This is a genomic window from Microbulbifer sp. ABF4_107, assembly GCF_056312215.1.
In genome coordinates, this window is record NZ_CM149983.1 from 3913948 (window position 1) to 3934762 (window position 20815).

At 57.7% G+C, this 20815-nt stretch carries 18 protein-coding genes; 4 read left to right on the forward strand and 14 right to left on the reverse strand.

Annotation, left to right across the window (positions count from 1 at the left end; genetic code table 11):
• Positions 1–46: 46 nt before the first annotated feature.
• From ACYX4K_RS16110 to ACYX4K_RS16125, 4 genes are read left to right on the forward strand one after another with little or no spacing between them, the layout of a single operon-like run.
• Positions 47–1447 (forward strand): YjgN family protein, encoded by a 1401-nt coding sequence (locus ACYX4K_RS16110; RefSeq protein WP_475091135.1) that lies wholly within the window; start codon positions 47–49, stop codon positions 1445–1447.
• Positions 1448–1461: 14 nt separating this feature from the next.
• Positions 1462–2547 (forward strand): M48 family metallopeptidase, encoded by a 1086-nt coding sequence (locus ACYX4K_RS16115; RefSeq protein ID WP_475091134.1) that lies wholly within the window; start codon positions 1462–1464, stop codon positions 2545–2547.
• 22 nt (positions 2548–2569) lie between these two features.
• Positions 2570–3196, forward strand: a complete 627-nt coding sequence (locus ACYX4K_RS16120; protein WP_475091133.1) for a DUF2939 domain-containing protein — start codon at positions 2570–2572, stop codon at positions 3194–3196.
• Between the two features lie 2 nt (positions 3197–3198).
• A complete protein-coding gene (locus ACYX4K_RS16125; protein WP_475091132.1) occupies positions 3199–3588 on the forward strand; it encodes a DUF2237 family protein in 390 nt (129 codons plus the stop codon).
• Between the two features lie 281 nt (positions 3589–3869).
• Here ACYX4K_RS16125 and ACYX4K_RS16130 read toward each other — a convergent pair whose 3' ends face one another.
• The 14 genes from ACYX4K_RS16130 to ACYX4K_RS16195 form a co-directional block, all read right to left on the reverse strand.
• Positions 3870–4664, reverse strand: a complete 795-nt coding sequence (locus tag ACYX4K_RS16130) for a response regulator transcription factor (RefSeq protein WP_475091131.1) — start codon at positions 4662–4664, stop codon at positions 3870–3872.
• Positions 4665–4868: 204 nt separating this feature from the next.
• Positions 4869–5546: a LuxR C-terminal-related transcriptional regulator gene (locus ACYX4K_RS16135; protein ID WP_476178726.1), complete on the reverse strand. Its 678-nt coding sequence runs from the start codon at positions 5544–5546 to the stop codon at positions 4869–4871.
• Positions 5547–5936: 390 nt separating this feature from the next.
• A complete protein-coding gene (locus ACYX4K_RS16140) occupies positions 5937–6956 on the reverse strand; it encodes an AgmX/PglI C-terminal domain-containing protein (RefSeq protein ID WP_475091129.1) in 1020 nt (339 codons plus the stop codon).
• A 13-nt stretch (positions 6957–6969) separates the two neighbouring features.
• Positions 6970–7491 (reverse strand): ExbD/TolR family protein, encoded by a 522-nt coding sequence (locus ACYX4K_RS16145; protein WP_475091128.1) that lies wholly within the window; start codon positions 7489–7491, stop codon positions 6970–6972.
• Positions 7488–8057 (reverse strand): ExbD/TolR family protein, encoded by a 570-nt coding sequence (locus ACYX4K_RS16150; RefSeq protein WP_475091127.1) that lies wholly within the window; start codon positions 8055–8057, stop codon positions 7488–7490. Before ACYX4K_RS16150 ends, ACYX4K_RS16145 begins: the two co-directional genes overlap by 4 nt.
• A gap of 54 nt (positions 8058–8111) precedes the next feature.
• On the reverse strand, positions 8112–8801 hold the full coding sequence (locus tag ACYX4K_RS16155; protein ID WP_475091126.1) for a MotA/TolQ/ExbB proton channel family protein: 690 nt from the start codon (positions 8799–8801) through the stop codon (positions 8112–8114).
• A gap of 37 nt (positions 8802–8838) precedes the next feature.
• The gene (locus tag ACYX4K_RS16160) at positions 8839–9132 is read right to left on the reverse strand and encodes a hypothetical protein (RefSeq protein ID WP_475091125.1); all 294 of its coding nucleotides are present in this window, start codon (positions 9130–9132) and stop codon (positions 8839–8841) included.
• The gene (locus ACYX4K_RS16165; RefSeq protein ID WP_475091124.1) at positions 9133–9792 is read right to left on the reverse strand and encodes a tetratricopeptide repeat protein; all 660 of its coding nucleotides are present in this window, start codon (positions 9790–9792) and stop codon (positions 9133–9135) included.
• Positions 9779–12694 carry a tetratricopeptide repeat protein gene (locus ACYX4K_RS16170; protein WP_475091123.1) on the reverse strand — a complete coding sequence of 972 codons (2916 nt, stop codon included), beginning with the start codon at positions 12692–12694 and terminating at the stop codon, positions 9779–9781. The genes ACYX4K_RS16165 and ACYX4K_RS16170 overlap by 14 nt, the downstream gene beginning before the upstream one ends.
• Positions 12691–14814 (reverse strand): tetratricopeptide repeat protein, encoded by a 2124-nt coding sequence (locus ACYX4K_RS16175; RefSeq protein ID WP_475091122.1) that lies wholly within the window; start codon positions 14812–14814, stop codon positions 12691–12693. Before ACYX4K_RS16175 ends, ACYX4K_RS16170 begins: the two co-directional genes overlap by 4 nt.
• A 19-nt stretch (positions 14815–14833) precedes the next feature.
• Entirely contained in the window at positions 14834–15397 is a 564-nt protein-coding gene (locus tag ACYX4K_RS16180) for an AraC family transcriptional regulator (protein WP_475091121.1), read from the reverse strand.
• A 175-nt stretch (positions 15398–15572) separates the two neighbouring features.
• Positions 15573–16589: an FAD:protein FMN transferase gene (locus tag ACYX4K_RS16185; RefSeq protein WP_475091120.1), complete on the reverse strand. Its 1017-nt coding sequence runs from the start codon at positions 16587–16589 to the stop codon at positions 15573–15575.
• A 47-nt stretch (positions 16590–16636) separates the two neighbouring features.
• Positions 16637–18208 carry a hypothetical protein gene (locus ACYX4K_RS16190; protein ID WP_475091119.1) on the reverse strand — a complete coding sequence of 524 codons (1572 nt, stop codon included), beginning with the start codon at positions 18206–18208 and terminating at the stop codon, positions 16637–16639.
• A gap of 47 nt (positions 18209–18255) precedes the next feature.
• Positions 18256–20763 (reverse strand): LamG domain-containing protein, encoded by a 2508-nt coding sequence (locus tag ACYX4K_RS16195; protein ID WP_475093901.1) that lies wholly within the window; start codon positions 20761–20763, stop codon positions 18256–18258.
• Positions 20764–20815 lie beyond the last annotated feature (52 nt).

The following is a 20815-nucleotide window of genomic DNA, read 5'->3' on the forward strand; positions in this document are numbered from 1 at the left end:
TGAAGGGCGAATGCAGAAAACAAAAGAATCGAACAAGGAATGATCAGTGAACGATAAATACAATATTGAAATTACCGGTGAAGCGGTTGGGGGGAAAAGCCAGCACGAAGCCGTTGCGGCGCTGGCCCGTTACGCGGGCATTAGTGAAGAGCGCGCGCAGCAGATGTTTGCCAGTGCGCCAACCGTGGTGAAGCGCGATATTCCCGAAGACCTCGCCCAGCGCTACGAGCGCAAGCTGGCGGATCTCGGTATCGGTGCGCGGCGTGCCGTTGCCAGTGTGCGCGAAGAGGCATTGGCACTGGAGCCGATGGAAGCCGGCGAAGATTCGTCCGAAGAGGTAACCAGTGCGGCATCATCGACCCCTACAGCGCGCCAGTCCGTGGATGCTCCGTCACCACAGGCCAGCCAGGTACCACCCGGCGGTGGCAGCGCGGGTGGCGAAACGGAAGGCAAGCGTCATATCGGATTTGTGTTTTCCGGAAACGGGTACGAATACTTCAAGATCTGGATTGTGAATATCCTGTTGACCATCGTGACCCTGGGCCTCTATGCACCCTGGGCCAAGGTGCGAAATGCGCAGTATTTTTATGGCAACACCAGCCTGGACAACGCCAGCTTCGCGTTTACCGCGGATCCAAAGAAAATGCTTATCGGCCGCCTGATTGCCCTTGGGTTGTTGCTGGCTTTAACGGCGATTTATAACTTCTCGCCAATGACGGGTATTCTGTTGAGCATTGGTTTGATTTTTGTTTTCCCCTGGGTGTTGAATCGCACCTTTGCGTTCTATGCCCGCAACAGTACCTACCGCAATATCCGCTTCCGGTTTGTGGGCCGCTACACCGATGCGCTAATAAATTTTCTCGGCTGGCCAATCCTGGCTTCGCTGAGCCTCGGTCTGCTGTCACCGTTTATGCTCTATAAACAGAAGCAGTATGTGATTGATAACCACCGCTACGGCAACAAGAGCTTTGCGTTCCGTGCCAAGGTCGGAGATTTCTACGGACTGGTGTTTATCGCTATCGGCATTGGTCTGGCAGGGCTGATTGCCGGTTCCTTGGTGGGGGTGGTCTTGGCGCTGATCTATACGCCGCTGGGTGTTCTTTCCGGTGTTGCTGCCCTGGCTGGTTACGCGGCGGGTATCCTGTACTTCGTCACCAACATGCAGAACCTGATTTTCAACAACACCAGCCTGGCGGATAACGATTTCAAGGCCCGTTACCAGATGAAGTCTTTCGGATTGCTGATGGTGACCAACTTCCTGTTGACCGTGGTCACTCTCGGGCTGTTTATTCCCTGGGCCAAGGTGCGTGTTGCACATTATGCCGCCGAGCACACCGCAGTGGATGTAGCTCAGGACCTGGATAAGTTCGCAGCGATCAGCCAGCCGGATGAATCCGCCTTTGGTGAAGAGTTCGGTGATGTGTTTGATATGGAAGTGGGCATCTAAGAAATCCGTATACCATGCAATACATCATCAAAGGAAAATGGCAGGACGGCGCGACCAGCGCCGTTGTGCCTGCAGAGTTGCGTTGCCTGGAAGGACGGGTATACCTGTGTGTGGATGGGCGGGAAATCCTGCGCGCACCCCACAGCCAGCTGAAGTTGTCCGCCAGGCTCGGGCGCACACCGCGATACCTTCATTTTGCCGATCAAGCCGGCCAGTTTGAAAGCGATGACCATGAACACCTTGACCGCCTGAGCGGTGACCTGGGTGGCCGTGGATTTGCACTTATTCACCGTCTGGAAAACAGTCTCGGCATGGTGCTCATGGCCACGGTGGTGGTGGCGGCACTGATCTGGGGCTATTTTGTCTGGGGCGTGCCGGTGGGCAGCAAGGTACTGGCCGAGCGGATGCCTGCGGATCTGCTGGATCGATCCGCACAGGAAACCCTGTTATTCCTCGAGAAATTTCAATTCGAGGAAACCGCGTTAAGCCTCGAGCGGCAGCAGGAAATCCGTGACACTTTCCAGGCGTTTGCGCCGGAATACCAGATTGAGAAACTGCGCTTCTATCGCGGTGGAGACCAGGGGGCGAATGCTTTTGCCTTGCCGGATGGCACGATTATTTTTACCGATGAAATTATCGCACTGGCAGATACCGATGAAGAGTTGCTGGCGGTATTCGGCCATGAACTTGGCCATGTTGCGCACCGTCATTCACTGCGCCATGTGATACAGGGGTCGGCCCTTTCCCTGACGCTGGCCCTGATTACCGGAGAGGTCTCCGCACTGGGTGACTTGCTATTGACCGCACCGGTGGTATTTAGCCAGCTATCCTACTCGCGACAGTTTGAGCTGGAGTCAGATGATTACGCGGTACGTATGCTGCGTGAGCGTGGTCACTCCGCCGACGCCCTCGCGGATATGCTGACCAAGCTCTATCTCAGTAAGCACTGCGAAACCGATAGCACCTGTGACATTACTGATGACGAAACCGCAGGTGGCAATGCCGACACTGCAAGGGATCAGGAAGCCAACTGGTTAAAATACCTCAGTACGCATCCCCATCTTGAAGAGCGTATCGCGCTCACCCGTGACCGAGAATAGATACCGGAAAAGAGATGTACTCATGAGCGCAAAATGGTTACTGCGGTTCGGGTTGGTACTGCTCCTCCTGATCATGGCATACGCGGCACTGCCGTGGTATTCCGCCCGCCAGCTCATTGAGGCTGCCCAGCACAACGATGCCGCCAGGCTGGAGCGCTACGTGGATTTCCCCCAGCTGCGCAGTAATATTCGCCGGCGTCTTCAGGAAGAAATGCACCGTTCCATGGGTGGTGATTTACCTCCGGAGCTCGGAGACTTGTTCAATGCGGGTGCCGACCTGTTTCTCGGCCCATTACTGGAGCGCCTGATCAGCCCGCAGGGGATTACCCAGTTGATTCAGGGGCAGCGAGATTGGCGGGAGTTAGAGCGAGAGTTAAGTAATCTCGGAACCGGGCAGCGGCGTCAGGGCCCTGACGAAAATGACACCTCGCGGCACTCCGGGGATGCGAACTCCGAAAGTGGAAGTGGCACCGATCACGATCATCACTGGCAGCTTGAGCACTGGTACTTTGTCGGTCACAGTACAGTGGAAGTTATGTGTGGCAACCGTGAAGATAAAGAGCTGGTACAACTGCGGTTGCAGCGCAAAGGCCTGCGCTGGCAGCTGGTGGATATCCGACAGTTAGACGAACTTTCCGGGGAAGAATAAACATGGCCCTAACCCTGCAAATGCACGAGTCACTGAACGTGTTTGGAGACCCGCTGATTCCCTGTAGTACAGACCCCCTGACCGGTTTTTTCCGCGACGGTTGTTGCAATACCAACGATCAGGATATCGGCTCACACACCGTGTGTGTGGAAGTAACCCGGGATTTCCTGAAGTTTTCCGCAGAGCGCGGCAATGATCTCAGCACACCGGTGGAAGAGTTTGGCTTTCCCGGATTGAACCCCGGCGATCGCTGGTGCCTGTGCGCGGCGCGCTGGCTGGAGGCGCAGAAAGTGGAAATGGCGCCGCGGGTATTCTTACAGCGCACTCACGTGCGTGCGCTGGAAATTGTGCCACTGGAAATACTGCGCCAATACGCGGCCGATTTAAACTGACTCACAGCGTTTGATTGGTCGGGAAATGGTTAGAAGGGAAGTATTACGCGGGCAGTGAAAAGTGCTCTGAAGTAAGCCGTCCAGGCTTACCCAGAGCCAGCCTTGCGGCCGAAACCAACTCACAGGATGAAAATTTGTTGGTGAGCGCGAAGTCCATATCTGGTGCGGATGTCGTTAAGATTCCGCCCTGCTCAGTGGATAGAATGCGCCTCGCGAGGTTAGTGAGCAATAGCCCATTCGGGCCAAATGACAGAGGGTTATCTACCCTTGCACACCTTCCCTTAAATCAGACCCTCACTGATACTTTTTGAAACCAGTTGGCCGGTTGTCTTGCATCCGGATTTTTTTAGAATATTTTTCCGGTGATTCTTTACTGTGTGCGGAGAAATGTTCAGCAGCCTTCCCACGTCCGCACTTGTTTTTCCATCAGCCAGCAGGCGCACGATTTCCATTTCACGCTGGGTAAACAGCGAGGGTGCCGCAATACAATTCTGCGGATTGTTCATGACATCGATATTCAGGTAGCTCTCGCCGCCAAACAGATTCAGTAGCGAGAGCTTGTAGTTGCTGGCGCTGGTGAGATGGGTGATATCGGTGTGAATACCCAGAGTGCGCGCCACGCCAAATTGCTCGTCGGTATCCAGAATAATCGCCTGGTGGTTGAACAGCCGGTAGCTGCCATCGGCCACGCGCATACGCCCGCTATAGGAAATCTTGTAGTTTTTCACCTGATCCATACCGATGTGGTTCTTCAGGATCGACAGTGCAGTCTCTTCGGCTTTGGCGGCGAAGGGAACGTCATCAGGGTGCCCTCGCTCGATTAGCGACTGCACCGTGGCAATCTTGGGGTCAACGCCCAAAATCGCTTCGATGGATGGACTCACCAGCATCGGCTTGTCGAGATTCAGAAAATCGAGGACGTAGTAATAACAGGGGCCGCTGCTGAAAGTGGTGGCAATAAACTGATCGAGTTCATAGCGTTGCTGCGCAACACCCCGTTTGGCGAAAAACCCCGGGATATTGTGCCAGGCCCGATAAATCAGGTTGTTGTCTGCTTCGATGGTCTCGAGGTCCATGGAGAATTCCCTGTTTATCATCAGCCTGGACGGTCACGCATGGAAGTTGTGATCTGCATCACGAGATGCTCATCTTTATACCAAATAAGTGGGTAGCGGCACAGATTCCGTTCGGGGCTGGCTCTAGGAATCTGTGGCTGAGCGGCCGGATTAGTTTCCAGTTTGCAACTTAATTCAGGTAATACAGCTTAGGTCGCTTATGTCCTAGATCAGTCCGTCGATAGCGCAGCTTGCCAGAAGCTGACTCATGTTCTGGCAGCCAGCCTTTTTCAAAATACGTTTGCGATGGTTTTTGATGGTGTATTCGGACAGCGATAGAGCTTCACCGATCTGTGCGCTGGTCAACCCCTTGGATACCAGTTGAATGACAGATATCTCGCGTTCGGTAAATACCGGTTTGCTCGGGCTGGTTTTTTCCGCGTGATTGTCGACTTCAATATTGAGGTAGGAAGGTTGACCGTTCATGCCGATCAACGACAGACGGTAGTTATTTTCCGAAGTGAGATGTGAGATATCCGTGTGCACATTCAGTGCTTTGCCGATTCCACCTTTGTCATCGGTATTGAGCACAATGGACTGATGATTAAACAGGCGGTACTCGCCGGTTTTTACCCGAAAGCGAAAACAGTAGGAAAATTTGTAATCGGTAATCTTGTCCATCCCGATACGCTGTTGCATGACACGTATCGCGGTGGCTTCTGCGTTGGAAACAAATGCCATGTCATCCGGATGAATCAGCGCAAGAATATCCTGGAAGGTCATTGTGGCAAGATTGAGATCGTGAATCTGTTCTACCTGTGGGCTGATGTACAGCAGTTCCAGGTCGAACAGGTCAAAAATGTAGTGGTAGTGCGGGCCGTTACTGAATACCCGGCTGACCATTTCATCTGACCTGCAGTTTGGCCAGCTCGGTTTTGTTTTTCGCAAACAGCTCGTTGCGCTGGTTCCATACGCTGGTCAACATGTCGCTGTTCGGCTTCTCTTGTTTAGTTTCACTGGCCACTAGGGCGCGTCCTTTGTGATGTGTGTCTCATTTATCATGAGACACTTGTACCAGAAAGTTGTCGTATGGCGCAAATGTATTTATCTGGTGCCCCCTAAATAAGTCTGCGCAATACAGGATAGACATGAGAGGTTGTGTGGGTAATAGGGTGCGGGTGCAATAGGGCGCTGGGCCAGGCGGAATGTGAGTGAGGCTTTGCGCGAGCGGAAAATGGAGAGTGTGCTGTAGCAGCCACCACGCCGCGATGGCTGCTACAGGAGGTGTCATTATCAGGATGGCAGGAAATCGATCGAGTAATTGAGGGTCGATTTTTCCACATTGGCCGTGCCAAAGTTGATCAGGCGGATGCGCGCGAGCAGCTTGCGTTCCAGATCCTCGTCACCCAGCTCACTGCTGACCAGGCTCACCCCGGAGATAACCCCGTTGGGCTCGATCACCAGCTTTACTGTCACCTTGCCGGCCAGGGTCGGATCACGGCGCAGGGCGCGGTTATAAATCGCGAAGATAGCGCCCTTGTTGGCTTCCATAACCTGACGGATGGATTCCTCACCGCGGGTACCGCGTTCACGGCGGGCTTGCCTGCTGCTGGACTTCGCGGCCACTTCAGCTTCCGCCACTTCCACCTGGGTGGTTTGACGGCCAGACAGGGCGGAACCACCGGTGTTGCGGCTCAGCTGCCCGGTGTTGATGCCGCCACTGGCTGCCTTGGATTTATCCGTAATCAGTGAGCGGTCGATCTTCTGTGCATTGGCAGCGCCGCTGGCCAGGGAATTGGCATTGGCCACCTGGGATACGTCGAGACTATCGCGCATATCCATCAGGTCGTCCTGCAGCTGCATTAGGCCGCTGTTGGCTGCCTTTTCCCGCGCCTTGGCCACTTCTTCGGCCGGGGCCTTTTCCGTCAGCGGTTTGGGCTTGACGGTCTTGATCGGCTTGGGTTTGGGCTTTTCGATCGGCTTGGGCTCTTCCTTTTTAACCTCTTTGGGTTTTTCGATTTTCTTCTCAACCGGCTTTGGCTTGGGTTTTTCCACCGGCTTCGGCAGTTCTTTTTTCTCCAGAATCACACGCGCCAGTTGCGGCGGCAGCTGTTCTTTCTGCTCGCGGGTGAGTTCCGGAGCCGGAATAAACGTAAACAGCGCACCGAGCACCACAAACGCGGCAAAGCCGGATTTGAGGAACTTGATAAAGCGCTGGTCCTCTTCTTCCGTAGAGGCCCAGGGCAAAACCGAGTTGTAGTAGTGCCACGGCATCAGGGCCGGGCGGTTTGTGCTGGGGGAGACGGTAGTCATTCTCTGCCTCCCGTTATTGACCGGCGGCCGGAGCGGCCGGGTCTTGTGCGGATGTCTGTGTCACGGCCAGGTCGATATCCCGGTAGTCCGCTGCGGCGCAGGTGTTCATGATCTGCTTGAGCAGCGCGTAGGGCACCTCCTCGTCGCCGAGAATGGTCACCGGACGGCCCACTGCGACCTTGTCTTCCGGCAGGGGCTCGGCGCGGCTGGCGAGGTATTTCAACTCGTTCAGCAGCGGTTCGATCTGATCCTGCCCGTTGGGGATGTCCGCGACCTTGGCGATCATGCGGTTGCCCACTATCAGCTGGTCGCCATTGACCCGCACCACGGTGGTGGTTTCCGGTTTCTGGGTGGAAGTGGATTCCGGCAGGGTAATGGTTTTGTCTGTCTGCAGTACTTCCACATCCGAGGAGTTCACCAGCAGGAAAAATACCAGAATGGTGAAGATATCCATCAGTGAAACCAGGTTCAGTTTCGTTTCTTTATGCCGACGCGTCTTGCGCCCTTTCAGCTTGCCGCCGATCGTCGCTTTCATAGTCCGTTGCCTGCCAGCTGTTCATCTTGCCCCTGGCCACTCTGGGCCACGTCGTCCTGCTGTGATGAATATCCTTGGGGCGCATCCCCCAGGGAGATCTGCGGGAACAGTTCCGCATCCACCACGGACGCCGCCACCACCGCGCGGAAGGAGCGCGCGGTATCCATGGCGCTCACCAGGGTGCGGTAGGGGGTGCCGGGTTCCGAGAGAATCACCAGGTCTTTCTTGTCGATATCCTTATCCCGCAGGGCGCGCTTGATTTCCTGCAGTACATCCGACACCAGCTTCAAGTCCGGCTTGCCGTCCCGGTTGGGAATGCGTTTTACGCGAATTCCCGCCGGATAGTTGATGTCGATGTACTCGGCGCGCAGCACCATTTCCAGTTGCCGGTTTTCTTTCTGCTCTTCCACACTGGCATCGCTCAATCCCGGAAGGTTGAGGTTCAGCACGGAGATATGGGAAAACACCATATTCAGAAGCAATACCGGGACCAGAACGGTCATCAGACTCATAAACGAGGTGATGTCCAGATCCGGATCGGTTTCCAGCCTGCGTCGGATAGCCATGGCTCTCTCTTGTTCTAGTTCTTAACGTTTACGATTGTTGCGTCTGCGGTCGCGTTAGGCCGGTGCGCCGGATTTGGCGGCGGGACGCGCTGCGGATGCTTCCGCTTTCTGACCGCGGGTCAGGGTAATCAGGTTAAGAAACTTCACTCCGGCCATTTCCAGGCTGTCGATGATCTCGTTGGTCTTGTTCTGCAGCATGGAGTACGCCAGCAGCAGTGGGATCGCGGAGATCAGACCGAAGGCGGTGGTGTTCATCGCGACAGAAATACTGGAAGACAGCATGCTGGCTTTCTCAGAAGGATCCGCATTGGCAACCGCGGTAAACGCCGCGATCAGACCGATGATGGTACCCAGCAGGCCCAGCAGTGTGGCTATGTTGGCCAAGGTGGCGAGGTAGTTGGTGCGTTTTTCCAGGCGCGGCACGGCTTCGAGGATGCTCTCCTCAATGGCCATGGCGATATTCTCGTCCTTGCGCGCGTGCTGTGCGGTGCTAATGCCGGCGGCAACGAGCTGGCCCATGGGGGCCTGTTCGTTCTGGGCGAACTTCAGCGCTGCGGCAAAGTTGCGCTGCTGCATCATTGGCAGAATCTGGCCGTAGGCGCGGCGATTGGCAAGCTTGGCGCGGGACAGGAACACCCAACGCTCTACAACCAACACCACACCGATCACCAGTACCAGTGCGATGGGATACATAAAAGTGCCGCCGTTCTGAAAGAAGCGCAGCAGTGTGTTGAAAAACTCCATGGTCAAATCTCCGGGACTTAAAGATTTTTTGTCGAATTTACTCTTCGGCGTCTTCCGCCTTGAGTAGTTTTATTTCTCGGTGCAGTTCCGAGTATTCCTGGTGCTGGAAACTGTGGGTAATAGCGTTGGGCAAAGTGCTTTCAATTTTTTCCAGGCTCGCGGCCTGCTTCCAGGGGATGATGTAAAGCACCTTGGGTTGTTCCTGGCTGCCAATGATCGTGGATTCCAGGGTGATGACCTCGCCACCGTCTTCCTGTGCAGACGCGCTCGCGCTCAGGAAGAGAGCAATCAAGTTAAAAAGAAAAGCGGCAGTCAGTTTTGCACTTTTCATTTACAGTCTCCGCTCCAGATCCATAATCCAGCCCAATAATGCTCGGTCTTCCTCGGACTCAAGTGCCCTGGCTTCGCGGTAGTGATGCAAAGCCTGTTCCGGCTGGTGCAGGTAAAGATCAAACAGAATACCCAGGTTGCGGTGGCCCACGGCGAAATCCGGCCACTGCTTGAGGGCGCTTTCATAGGCTTTGCGGGCCTCATCAAAACGGCCCTGGTCGCGCAGCAATACGCCGAGGGAATTCCATGCGAAGACATTTTTCGGGTTGGCAGCCACGGCCTGTTGCAGGCTTTTTTCCGCCTGCTCGGGTTGTTCCAGTTTCAGCTGAACCTTGGCCAGGTTCAGCCAGGCACCGGATAGCTCCGGCCACTGGGTGATTACCTGTTGCAGCTCGGTTTCCGCCGCACCAAATTGTTGCTGCTCGAAATAGCTGCGGGCATTGGCCAGCGCCTGTTGCGCCGCACTGGGCACGCTTGCCGCTTCCGCCAGATAGGGATTGGGTGTGGCGACGCGCTGTACGATTTCGCCCTCGGCAATACCGACCGTTTCGGTTTCTGTTGCGCCGGAGCCGGTAGGATTGCTGGCGCAGGCGCTCAGCAGCAGTGCGCCTGCCGCGAGCAGGGCGAAGCCTTTCAGGGCTTTCAGATCAGTAGGCCGCATCGCTCCACTCCACAGTTGATTCCGGTTTGCGGTAACGGGCGGGCAACAGATTTTCCAGGGAGGAGAAGCTGTTCTTGATCCACTCGTCGTAGACGCCATCGGCGGTGCGCTTTACGTTGGCCTCGTGCAGTTCGATGGCTTTTTCCTCGAAGGGGTAAGCCTGTTCTTCCAGCAGGATTTCGTACTGCTCCAGTTCCAGTGGGTTGAGCCCGTTGGGTCGTTGGGAGTCCATCAGGTCGCGGCTCAACTGGCGATAGATTTCCGCGAGACGGAAGTTCGCCGCAGTAGTGAATTCGGCAATGCCGAAGTCGAGCACCTTTTTGTAATCCGCCACCGTGGTTTCCATCGCCTGTTTCTTATTGCGCAGGCTTTGCTTCAGCGGAAGGGTCAGTGCCAGGCGTTCAAAGCGGGCGAAGCTCTGGCCGGCCAGGTCGTTCTGGGCGAAGGCGGCGAGATAGCGGCCGCGGGGTTCCGATACCTTGTTATTCGCCAGGCTCTTCAACCACTGGTTGCGTTCGCGCTGGTTGCCGGATTTTTCATACAGTGAAACCAGCTGGTTCTGTGCTTCCAGGTTTTGCAGTGCGGGCTCGCGCCAGTCACGCGCGTACTGGCGGTAGGCGCTGATGGCGCGGTCGCGGTTGCCGGCCTGTTCGAACTGTTCTGCGGCCAGATACAGGGAGTCCCGGCGCACATTCGGATTCGGATCGTTCTGGGCCAGAGCCATCAGTTCACTGGCCGCCGCCTCCGGCATATCCATACCCTGGTAAATCACCACTGCTTTTGCGGTGAGGGTCGGGGTCAGCTTGTGCTGTGGATAAAACTTGCGGAAGTCCGCCAGTTCGGCCTGTGCCTGCGGCCAGCGCTGCAGGCGAACCAACTGATTGATGGCATCGTACTGGGCGGTGGCGGCAATGGGCGAGCGGCCACTATCACGCACCCGCAACAACAGGGCGATGGCTTCCTCGGTGGGTGCCACAAATTCCATGCTGTCGGTGGTCAGGTGGACCTGCTTGAGAATGACCTCGGCCTGTTTGTAAATGGAGGACTGCAGGCGATCGCGGGTATTCAGATACTCCGGGTCGTCAGAGCCCATCCCCGCCAGCAGCTGGTTGTAGGCTAGCTCCGCGGCCGGGTAGTTTTCTGTTTCAAACTGGCTGTGCCCCAGCAGCAACAGGATACTGCGTCGCTGTTTCGCGTTGGGCGGTGGTTGCCAGGCGGCGGCCTTGATGGCGGCGTCGATGGTCTCCTGGTGGCGGTACTGGGCAAACAGGTTGTGTGCGGCATCCAGTTGCACCGGAAGCGCGCGCGGGTCCTGTGACCAGCTGTCGGCAAAGCGCAGGCTGGTTTCGGTTTTGAGATCCAGCCACAGGTTGGCCTGTTCCTCGTTGTCCGCAATCTTTTTCTCGGCGTCGTGCATGCGCCCGGCCATCAGGATCGCGGCGTAGCCGGCCTCGGTGGCCTGGCGCGATGTCGGTTTAGGCGATGGGCCTGTTTCCGCCGCGAAGCCCCAGGCAACCCGACGATACGCGTTGAACGCCTGGGCGTATTGGCCGGATTCGTTAAGGCTTTCCGCCATCAGGAAGGTGAGTTCCGGGGCCTTGTCATCGCCCGGGAAGGTATCGATAAATTCGCCATAGAGCGCAGCCGCAGCAATAAACGCCTCGCGAGACTGCTGTTGCGCGTGCGCCGCGGCCTTGCCGCGGTTACGCGGGTCGGAAGCTTCCTTGGCCAGCGCCTGCGCTCGGGCGTGGTCGAAGCGCGCCAGCTCCTCCAGCCAGGGTTTCAGCTGAATCTTGAGCAGGCCGCGCTGCTGATCGTCGGCACTTTCCCAGTAGCCACCGCGACTGCCGTAACGGGTGACGAATTCGCGCTTGGCCGGAATTACCTCGCTGGGGAAATTGCCCTGCTGCAGAATTTCCACCGCGCGCACGTGCATGCCCGGTGCCTTGAAGCTTTGCGGGTATTGCTCTGCATAGGCCAGGAACGTTTCCGCACCGTCTCGGTAGCGCTCGCTCTCTGCGTACCAGTCGCCAAGCGCGCGGTACAGTAAATGGTGATAAGTGCGTGGGCGTTCGTCGACGACAAACGATTCGATGACCTCGGCACCACCCAGGTAATTGAACCCCAGTGCCAGCACCCGCAGGGTATCGTCAGCGAGACGACGCTCGCCTTTTTCCAGCTCGCCAAGGAAGCGCTGCTGCCCGTGGGTTTCGCCCAGCAGATCATCCATCAGAGCCAGGAACGTTTCACTGGCCGCCTTGTAGCGGGCGTCCTTGAACTGGCTCCAGCCGAGCATATAGCGGGCGTTACGTGCAAAGGGAGAATCGCCCTGCGCCAGGACGTCGCTGAAATCGCGCTCGGCGGCGCGATACTGTTTGCGACCGAATGCTGCTTCACCGCGGCGGAACAGCGCCTCGGCGATAAACGGGGAGTCCGGGTTGCGCTGTACGATATTTTCCAGCGCATCCAGCGCGCCGGGGTTGTTACCGTCCAGGGAACGGGCGCGCGCCAATCGATAGGCCAGGTAATCGTCGTCGGCAGAGGTCTGCAGCAGCGCCTCGTAGTGGCGCACAGCTTCCGCATAGGCCACCGCTATTTCCGGATTGTCCGCCTGTAACTGTTCCAGCCGCTCCATTTCCAGATCGGCGAGGCGCAGTTGTATCTGGCGGCGGGTCTGCGGATTCTGTTGTGCGGCCAGGGCGCGCTCATAGCTGTCGATCAGCGCCGGCAGCTCCAGCTTTGGCATTTCCACCAGTGGTTCCGGCGGCAGCACTGCAGGCGGTAGATCCGCGAGAGTCTTGCTTTTATCCACATAACCGGCGCAACCGCCGAGCGCGAAACTGGCACTCACCGCGAGCGCCAGCAGGTGTTTGCGGGGTGGACGTGAAAAAATAACGCTCACGATTCCGGCTCTCCCTGCTGGGCTGATTGCGGTTCTTGTGGAAGGTCTAGCGGCGGCTCTTCGGGAATACTGTCTAGCTGATCCGCGGGGGGGCTGCCGGCAAGATCCGTGGGGGCAGCTGCGGGAGAGGTTGCGGGTGTGCTAGCGGGGGGATCAAAGTGTCCCTGCATTGCCGCGTCCTGAATACGTGCGATAGCCAGGCGGGTGTGGGCCATATACTGCTCGACGCGCTCGCGCGCTCCGCTTAATGCGGTTTGCAGGTCGTTGCGAATCTGTTTTTCGATGATGGCACTGGCGCGGTCTATCGCGCTGCGCTGCTGGTCGATCCGCAGGCTGGCATCTTCCACACTGCCGGCAAGCAGGTTTAGTTGCGGCGCGTCGGCAGAAATGCGAGCCACCTTGCGCTGACTGCGCGCTGCGTCAACCAACTCGGCTTCCAGCGCAGTAATGGCTTTGCGCTTCTGCCACAGGTTCTGGTGGTATTCCTCCGAGGCCTGCCACTGCAGAATACCGCGAGCGCGCGCCAGGGTCTGCTGCTGGTAGTTGCTGGTTTTACCGGCACCGGTCAGGTACTCGTAGCGGGCTTCTGCATCGCGCAGCATCTGCAGGTACTCAGCGCCTTGGCTACTGCTTGAAGTTGCGAACATTGCCAGAGCATCTTTTTTCGCTTCTACTCGTGCCAGGGATGCCTGCAATTTTTCCAGTTGCTGCTCGGCAATCTGTACCTGCTGGTCGTATTGGGCGCTGTCGTGCTCACGTATGATATTGACGCGTCGTTGCTCGCGCTCATTGATCAGGGTGTGGAATTCTGGCAGTCGCTGCTGCCAGCGCTCCAGTACCCGGCGTAATTGCTGCAGATCGCGCAGCTCCGACAGCTGTAATTGAAGCCGGTCGCTCTGCATCATTTGCAGCAGGTAATGCTGGTTCATACGGATAAGCGCGGGAGTCTCAGCGTCTTCCAGCCAGCCATAACGCTGCAGGTCGATGCGCTCGTCACCGTCAATTTCCGCAAACTGTAGCTGACCGGCGGCATCGGTCAGCTTGATCAGGTCGTCGAGTGCACGCTGATACTGTTGCTCGGCATTTTGATAGCTGCGCAGTGCCAGCTTCGGGCGGTCCAGTGCTTCGTAGGTATAGGGCAGGGCCAGCAGGGCTTCTTGAACCTGGGGTAAAAGCCGGTTCTGGCGAATCAGGTAGCCCAGCGCATCGACCGCCTGGCTGTGTTCGGCACCATTGACCGAGGCCCAGCCAAGACCCAGTAGCGCATCCGGAGACCAGGGTGTATCCAGCCTTACCCGGCGGAATTCGTCTGCCGCCGCGGTGTAATCGCCTTGCAGAGTGAGGGCATAACCGGCGCCGATACGCGCCTTGTCGCGCAGGATATAGAGCTCCTCGCGCAGATCTGATGCCAGTTCTTTGTCTTGAGTGACGGCATCAACCAGATCCGCAGCGCGCTGGTACTCTTCTGCCGCCGCGGGAAAATATTCGCCCCGGGCGAAGGCCGCGGCCAGGTTATTGTGTCCAAGCGCGCGCTCCGCGACCGGCAGATCTGCCATGCGCAAAAGTTGCGCGGCCTGGCTCAGGTCGCCATTGCGGATCGCGAGATTCAGGGTAAGGGTGGTCTGGTGAATCGCTCCGGACTTTTCCAGCTGCAGGGCCGCAGTGTCCCAGTTCTGGTGACGGTAATTGAGTTCCGCCAGCTTCAGCCAGGCGATTTCGCGAAAATGCTCGATGCGCTGCTGGTTTTCTTCGTCAGCGGCTTTTTGTAACTGTTGCTCAAACAGTTCTGCCGCCTGGCGCTCGAGTCCAAACGCGAGGCTGATACCGCCGCGAATCAGTTCCGCATTGTCGGCATGATAAGAAATTCCACCGCGCAGGTCAGACACCATCAGGGTACTCAGGGCATCGAAGGTATTGCCCTGGAAGTAGTGGTACAGGGCGGCTCCGTAGCGCATGTCCTGCGCCTGCTGGAATTTCTCACCCCCGGCTTTAGCGGAAGCAGTGCCAGGGCCCGCCTCATCGATTTGTACATCCTCCGCCGCATAGGAGAAGGTACCGGCAATCAATCCGGTCAGTGCGAGCGCGAGGGAAGCTTTTTTGAACGCGACAGGTTTGAGCACAACAGACCCCACGGGGAACTCAGGGAGCCGGCCATTGGACGACGGTAAATTCCGGTTGCTGCTTGCCACCGGCGTCGGAGATGCGCAGTTCAATTACCGCGGGTTCATCGGTCTTGCTGAGTTCCAGGGTGGCTGCGCGCTTGAACTCGCGCTGCTCGGGACCGATGCCATTGAAGAACGCGGTAATCGTGTGCTCGCCGGATTTCAGGTTGCCCTTGAACAGGGGCTGGATGCCGCCGCGAAACAGCGCGTCTTTCTGATGTTCGGTGTACAGGTGGGTTTCCACCAGTTTGTTGTTGATATGTAGCTTTACCGAGTCCAGATCAAAAAAGTGACCGACATCCATGGAGACGTATACGGCAACCTGGCTCTGTGCGGGAAACAGAAGGTCCTCTTCCAGTACCAGCAGATCGCGGTTCAGTTTGAGCACTTCTTTTTTTAGCGATTCCAGGTCGTCGGTGGGGAAGTCGGCGTTCTGCGCTCCTGCCTGAGCTGCGACCGCAAGAGTAAATGCAGCGAACAGTACGAAAATATGGGTTTTGAGACTGTTGCGGATGGTGAAAGCGGAGCGCAGGGAAAACATGCTGGAACCTGAAAAATAGTGTGATCGGTTGTCGTTTAATTATTCGCACAATTGGACGCGCGATTATGCCCGGGTGTCACATTTTGGTTGTGACGCAGTTCACGTTTGCGTTGCGGCACGCAGGGTATTTCACGGTGGTGACAGATTTGGGCAGCTCCCCCAACGGTGCATCGAGCTACCGGTCCGCCAGGCCGCGGGAAAAAAACATGCGTCGATTGGCATCAATGACTATCGCTTCATATCCGTCCATCTTATCGATCAGTGCCAGCCCTTTACTTTTACCCAGTACAAAGACACTGGTGGACAGAGGATCGGTATCGAACCCGGCGGGGCCAATGACGCTGACGCTGATCAGTTTTTCTTCCGCAGGGTCACTTTCGGTTCCCTCGCTTTTTGATCCGCTGTCGGTGTCTGCTGGCTTGCCGGTGGCCGGGTTGAAGATATGGTGTACCCGGTGATCGTCGTCATCGATAAAAAACCGCTCGTAATCTCCGGAAGTGGAGATCGCGGTATTTTCCAGCGGTATCACCGCCGCATTTTTGCTTTTATCCCTGGGGTGGCGAATGCCCACCAGCCAGGGTTTACCCCGTTTGTCTCCCAGTAGCCGTGCATCGCCTCCGGCGCTCACATTGGCATTGGTGACACCGTATTGTTTCAGAATATTCACTGCGCGGTCTACCGCGTAACCCTTGGCAATACCACCGAGATCAATTTTGGTGCGGCTGTCGCCATAGCGAAGCGTACCGGCGCTACGGTTCAGCTGCAGGTGGTGATAGCCGATGGCGTCGCGCAGACTTTCGGTAGTTTCCCTGTCCACCTGTTTGCCTTCGCGGAAATTGTACAGGCTGCCCAGGGTGGCAAAAGTGATGTCGAAAGCCCCGTGGGTCTGTTTACTGTAAAACAGGGACTTATCCACAATCCGTGCCAGCTCGTCGGATATCTGCACGGGGCCCTGCCCCGCCTCCCGGTTGACCCGGGAGAGCTCGCTGTCTTCTTTATAGGGGGATAGGGCTGCGTCCAGACGGCGGAACTCGTCCATCACCGCGCGGTTAATCTGCTGCGCTTTTTTGTCGTCTTCGTGCCAGAACTGCAGGTGTATCTCGGTACCCATGATTGCCTGCTTGTCGTAGTGCCACTCGGCGTGTGTGGTGGCGGACCCCAGCAGGGTGCAGGCAATCAGAAGCAGGCGCATTGGGTACATCGTTTTATATTTGCTGTGTCAGTGCGTTAAGTACGGAATCACCGGATTGGTGCAAATGCCGTGAGACTGTCCATCAGGCTGGCATTGCCGAGGCCGTGATTGGGGAACAGGCTGGCAAAACTGCCCTGCTCTCCGTGCAGTGCCATGTAATTGAGCACCACGGTCTGTACCAGCTGGTTGACGTTGTTGGCGGCCGGACTGCCCGCGGTTTCCACATCGCCGGAGGGGCGCATATAGCCAAGTTGCTGGTGCCGCGCCTGCTCATCGGTGCTGCCACCTAACAGCTGCGGGCGGCCCGCGGGATTGTAAACCAGGAAGTAAGACGCCGCGGTTTGCTGGTTGTCTCCGGTCCACACACCCTTGCCGCGACCTTCCGCGGAATCGTCGATCATACCGTTACTGAATACGGAGCCATCACTGAATACGTACACCATCAGTGGCTGGCCAACCCGCGCGGCGTATTCCAGGCAGGCGCCGATACAGCGGCCGGCGCGCAGATCGCGAATCTCGCCGGTTGCGCGGTCACCGGTGTGATAGTCGTAGCCACCCATGGTAATGGTGCCCGCACCGGCGTAGCCGTTGACCACTAGTTTCATGGTGGAGGCGGCCTTCTGGAATTCGCGATCGCCGAAGAATTCATCGGAGGAGAAAATGCCACCGGGGCCGACGATATCAGGATCCAGCGCCGGGTCCAGCGCGCTCGGATTACCGAAACGATCCGCCAGATCTGCACTCTTCATATACCCGCATTTCACCAGATCCTTGATGACCGCATCATTACTGACCTGAGTATTTACCTTGCCCAGTTTGGCGTTGGAGATACGGTACATGGATTCCATGACTGCGACGGTATCTTCCTGGCTGAGCAGGCCCACAAGGTCACCCACGTCCACCAGGCCGGTGACGTCGGAGGGACGGTCGATTTTGGTGGGGCGCACTTCCGCGTTGATCAGGTCCATGGGTGCCATGGAGTTGCCGCCGGATTCACTGGTTTGTGAGCCGATCAGTGCAAGCAGTGAGCCGTTGGCTCCGGCGCGATTGATGCCGTACATGGGGTTGTGGGGATTGTTGCCGGTATCGTTTTCGGAGCGTGCCGGAATCACTGCGCCGTTGATGGCGCCGGAGGTGCCGGGGCCGACTTTTTCCAGAATACCGCGCAGCATCTGGCTGTCGCTGTGGAAGGCGAGGCCGAGGTCGGTGTTGTACAGCGGGTTGCCGAGGCCATCGGTGAGCGATGGCACCATGTCACCGGGCAGGCCCTGTTTGCTGTAGCCGGCGGTGCTGAGAAAATCGAACTGTCCGCCCTGTTTGCCGACAAGTACGTTGGAGCCGGCAATATTGGCGCCGCCAGCCAGGTCGAAACAGATAAACGGGATCTTGCCAGCGCCGTTGGCGCTGACGCCGCAGGTTGCGCGCATGGCTTCCAGGTCTGAAGACAGCGCGGCCTGGGCTGAACGCGGATTGGCAAACAGGCTGAAGACCGAACCGCCCAGCACCGTCGCCATACCCGCGCGAAAGCCCTGGCCGAGAAAGTCCCGTCGGCTCACCGGCCGGTGGTGGTCCGGGTGGCGCAGTGGTTGGTCCAGTTCAAAATATTTTTTCTTGCTCATGGCTCTTCCGGGGTCCCCGTTTATCGAGGTAGTCCGTTGTATTGAAATCAGTGAATCAAAATCATCGCACTACCCATAGCCGCCGCACAGGTAGCCTTCACAGTGGTCGTGGTGCGATCCGCGCTACAGCTTCCGCCGCACTCCGTCATGGTATCGATCAATCCGTCCAGCTCCGCGCGCACCGCGCTCTCATCCGGAGCGCTGGCCAGCTGGGCGGTGTGCCCACCCATGGCGGCAGACCAGGTGATTGGGCGGCCCAACAGCTTTTCCAGCAGTGGATCGATGATCTGGGCGCGCTTGGTGTCATCGTCGAAGGCGCTGTTCGCCCCGGCAGAGAAGTCGAAGCCCGGGAAGTAGCTGGCGCGTGCGGTCTCGTCGTCCACCAGTGTGCTGCAGTACTTCACCGCCAGCTGGGTGATGCCCATCTGCTGAGCGGCGAGGAAGCCGCGCACATCGGATTCAACCGGTAACTGCTGTTTCACCTTTTCCCAGGTGTCGACCACCGCCGGGTGCGCGCTGGAGATGCCGGTGGCTGCAGATAGCGCCGCGTGGATCTGTTCGAAGCGGCGGATACCGATACGCGGTTGCGGAGTGAGATCTGAAGGCATGGCCGGCGCCGCCGGGGTGGCTTCCACACGCACAAACTCTTCGTTGCCCAGGCGCTCGAAGGTCAGGAAAAATTCGTCAGAAGTCGGGCCTTTTTCCAGGGTGATGATGGTACCCAGGGGAGACAGCTTCTGACCGGTTGCCGGATCGTAATCCGCCGCGGTTACGGTTGTGTCGAGATTCGCCCACGCCTGACCAACCACCGCTTCGCGGCCGTTGATGCCGATGCGCATACCTTCAATTTCGATGCCGTCCGGTGTGACGCCATCTTCAAGGGTGATGAATTTGGGTTCGCTGAACAGGTAACCGTGGTTGTCGTATTGCTGTACTTCAAACATTACGTAGCCCTGGGGCACGCCGGTTTCCTCTTCCACCTTGAACAGCAGCAGGTACTTTTCTCCCACGCCGGCTTCGTAATTGGTGAGGATGTCGTCCTGGGTCAGGGCGCGGGAGTGAATGGCCAGCAGGCGGATGGAGCCGTGCCACTGGTTTGCATTGGATACCTCGCTGCCCAGTGCCAGGGCGAAGGTGTCATCCCAGGTGGACAACAGGCCCGGTTCTACCGGGTCGGCGTCGCCGGTAAATTCACCATTCACATACAGACGGCGGCCGTTGATCGGGTCAAAGGTCGCGACCACATGTTGCAGGGTGGCCTGCACCCGCTCCGCCATATCCTCAGTGATCAGCGCCGGCATGCCGTTGGCATCGGTGCTGGCGTCGTTGCGGTTCTGGAAGGTGTAGTTGTACATCGCCTGGCCGAGGGTGAAGTTGCGGATGTCGTTGCCACCGGAGTAGCTGACGATCCGCGCCGGGCCTTCCTGCACCACGTTGGCGGGGGCGACCCAGGCTTCGATGGTGTATTCACCGGTGCCGCTCAGGGTGTCGAACAGGCGTTTGCTGGTGGCGGTGGCAGCCTGGGCCTTGCCGCCGGCCAGCTGGATACCCCAGGAACCCAGCCACTCCACGTCCCCGGACAGGTTCAAATCGATGGCGGGGTTGATGCCCGAGGTGTCGTATGCGGTGGTGCCGCTGCCGGATTTGAACTCGTACAGGGCAATGGCATTGTTTTCAATACGTCCGCCGCCACTGCTCACCACGCCGTCGGTAAGAAACAGCGCTTTGCTGATTACCCAGTTGGGATCCACTTCGGTGAGGGAAATACCATCGGCGAAATTGCGAATGGCCGCTGCCATGGTGTCGGCGTTTTCTGAACAGTCACCCCAGCAGTTGTGGAAGTCGCTACCCAGGCGTACCACGAAGCGGGAATTCTCCGGGCTGTCCAGATCGATCCGCGCTTTTGAGGCCTCGTAGGCCTGGTCGATATCGCTACTGGCAAAGTACGGCTGTTGCGCCGTTTCAGCGTCTTCGCTGTGGCAGCTCGCGCAGTACTCTTCCAGCAGTGGGTAGACGGTGGTGGCAAAATTGCCGCTGGCGGCGGGGAAACTTTTGCTCGCGCCGACTTCGCGCTCGGTGGGTGGAGTCAGGGTGATGGTGCTGGCCTCGGAGCCCGCCGCAGATGCCCAGTCCTCAATGTAATTGGTGATGATTTCCGCACAGGCGTCGGCGCTGGCGAGCCAGCAGTTGTGGCCGCTGGCCACTTTGGTAACCAGGCGAGATTCTTCCGGTGAGCTCAGGTTCACCAGCTCGCGGCCTTCGCCGTGGGCCAGGTTGATATCGTCACTGCGCACAAAACGCGGGCTCTGGTTGCCTTCGACATGACAGCTGCCGCAGCGGTTTTCCGCCGCCAGGTTGTCCCAGATATAGCGTTTGTAATTCTGCACGTCCTCGCTTTCCGGTGCGGGGCCGGAATAACTGGTATCACCGGAGTCCGGATTGGTGTTTGGTAATTCCTCGGTGGACTGGCCGCTGCCGCCGGAGCAGGCGACGAGTACGGCGGAGCTGAACACGGTCGCCAGTAGTGCGGCGCGGCGCAGACGCGGCGGTGTCATGACCTGACACAGATCGAATATGGCTTGCAGCGGGGTTTTGGTAACAAAAGAA

What these genes read in the sequence shown, in the direction of transcription:
- ACYX4K_RS16115 (WP_475091134.1), top strand. Translation starts at nt 1,462, where the DNA reads ATGCAATACATCATCAAAGGAAAATGGCAGGACGGCGCGACCAGCGCC.
- ACYX4K_RS16120 (WP_475091133.1), top strand. Translation starts at nt 2,570, where the DNA reads ATGAGCGCAAAATGGTTACTGCGGTTCGGGTTGGTACTGCTCCTCCTG.
- ACYX4K_RS16125 (WP_475091132.1), top strand. Translation starts at nt 3,199, where the DNA reads ATGGCCCTAACCCTGCAAATGCACGAGTCACTGAACGTGTTTGGAGAC.
- ACYX4K_RS16130 (WP_475091131.1), bottom strand. Translation starts at nt 4,664, where the DNA reads ATGGACCTCGAGACCATCGAAGCAGACAACAACCTGATTTATCGGGCC.
- ACYX4K_RS16135 (WP_476178726.1), bottom strand. Translation starts at nt 5,546, where the DNA reads ATGGTCAGCCGGGTATTCAGTAACGGCCCGCACTACCACTACATTTTT.
- ACYX4K_RS16140 (WP_475091129.1), bottom strand. Translation starts at nt 6,956, where the DNA reads ATGACTACCGTCTCCCCCAGCACAAACCGCCCGGCCCTGATGCCGTGG.
- ACYX4K_RS16145 (WP_475091128.1), bottom strand. Translation starts at nt 7,491, where the DNA reads ATGAAAGCGACGATCGGCGGCAAGCTGAAAGGGCGCAAGACGCGTCGG.
- ACYX4K_RS16150 (WP_475091127.1), bottom strand. Translation starts at nt 8,057, where the DNA reads ATGGCTATCCGACGCAGGCTGGAAACCGATCCGGATCTGGACATCACC.
- ACYX4K_RS16155 (WP_475091126.1), bottom strand. Translation starts at nt 8,801, where the DNA reads ATGGAGTTTTTCAACACACTGCTGCGCTTCTTTCAGAACGGCGGCACT.
- ACYX4K_RS16160 (WP_475091125.1), bottom strand. Translation starts at nt 9,132, where the DNA reads ATGAAAAGTGCAAAACTGACTGCCGCTTTTCTTTTTAACTTGATTGCT.
- ACYX4K_RS16165 (WP_475091124.1), bottom strand. Translation starts at nt 9,792, where the DNA reads ATGCGGCCTACTGATCTGAAAGCCCTGAAAGGCTTCGCCCTGCTCGCG.
- ACYX4K_RS16180 (WP_475091121.1), bottom strand. Translation starts at nt 15,397, where the DNA reads ATGTTTTCCCTGCGCTCCGCTTTCACCATCCGCAACAGTCTCAAAACC.
- ACYX4K_RS16185 (WP_475091120.1), bottom strand. Translation starts at nt 16,589, where the DNA reads ATGCGCCTGCTTCTGATTGCCTGCACCCTGCTGGGGTCCGCCACCACA.
- ACYX4K_RS16190 (WP_475091119.1), bottom strand. Translation starts at nt 18,208, where the DNA reads ATGAGCAAGAAAAAATATTTTGAACTGGACCAACCACTGCGCCACCCG.
- ACYX4K_RS16195 (WP_475093901.1), bottom strand. Translation starts at nt 20,763, where the DNA reads ATGACACCGCCGCGTCTGCGCCGCGCCGCACTACTGGCGACCGTGTTC.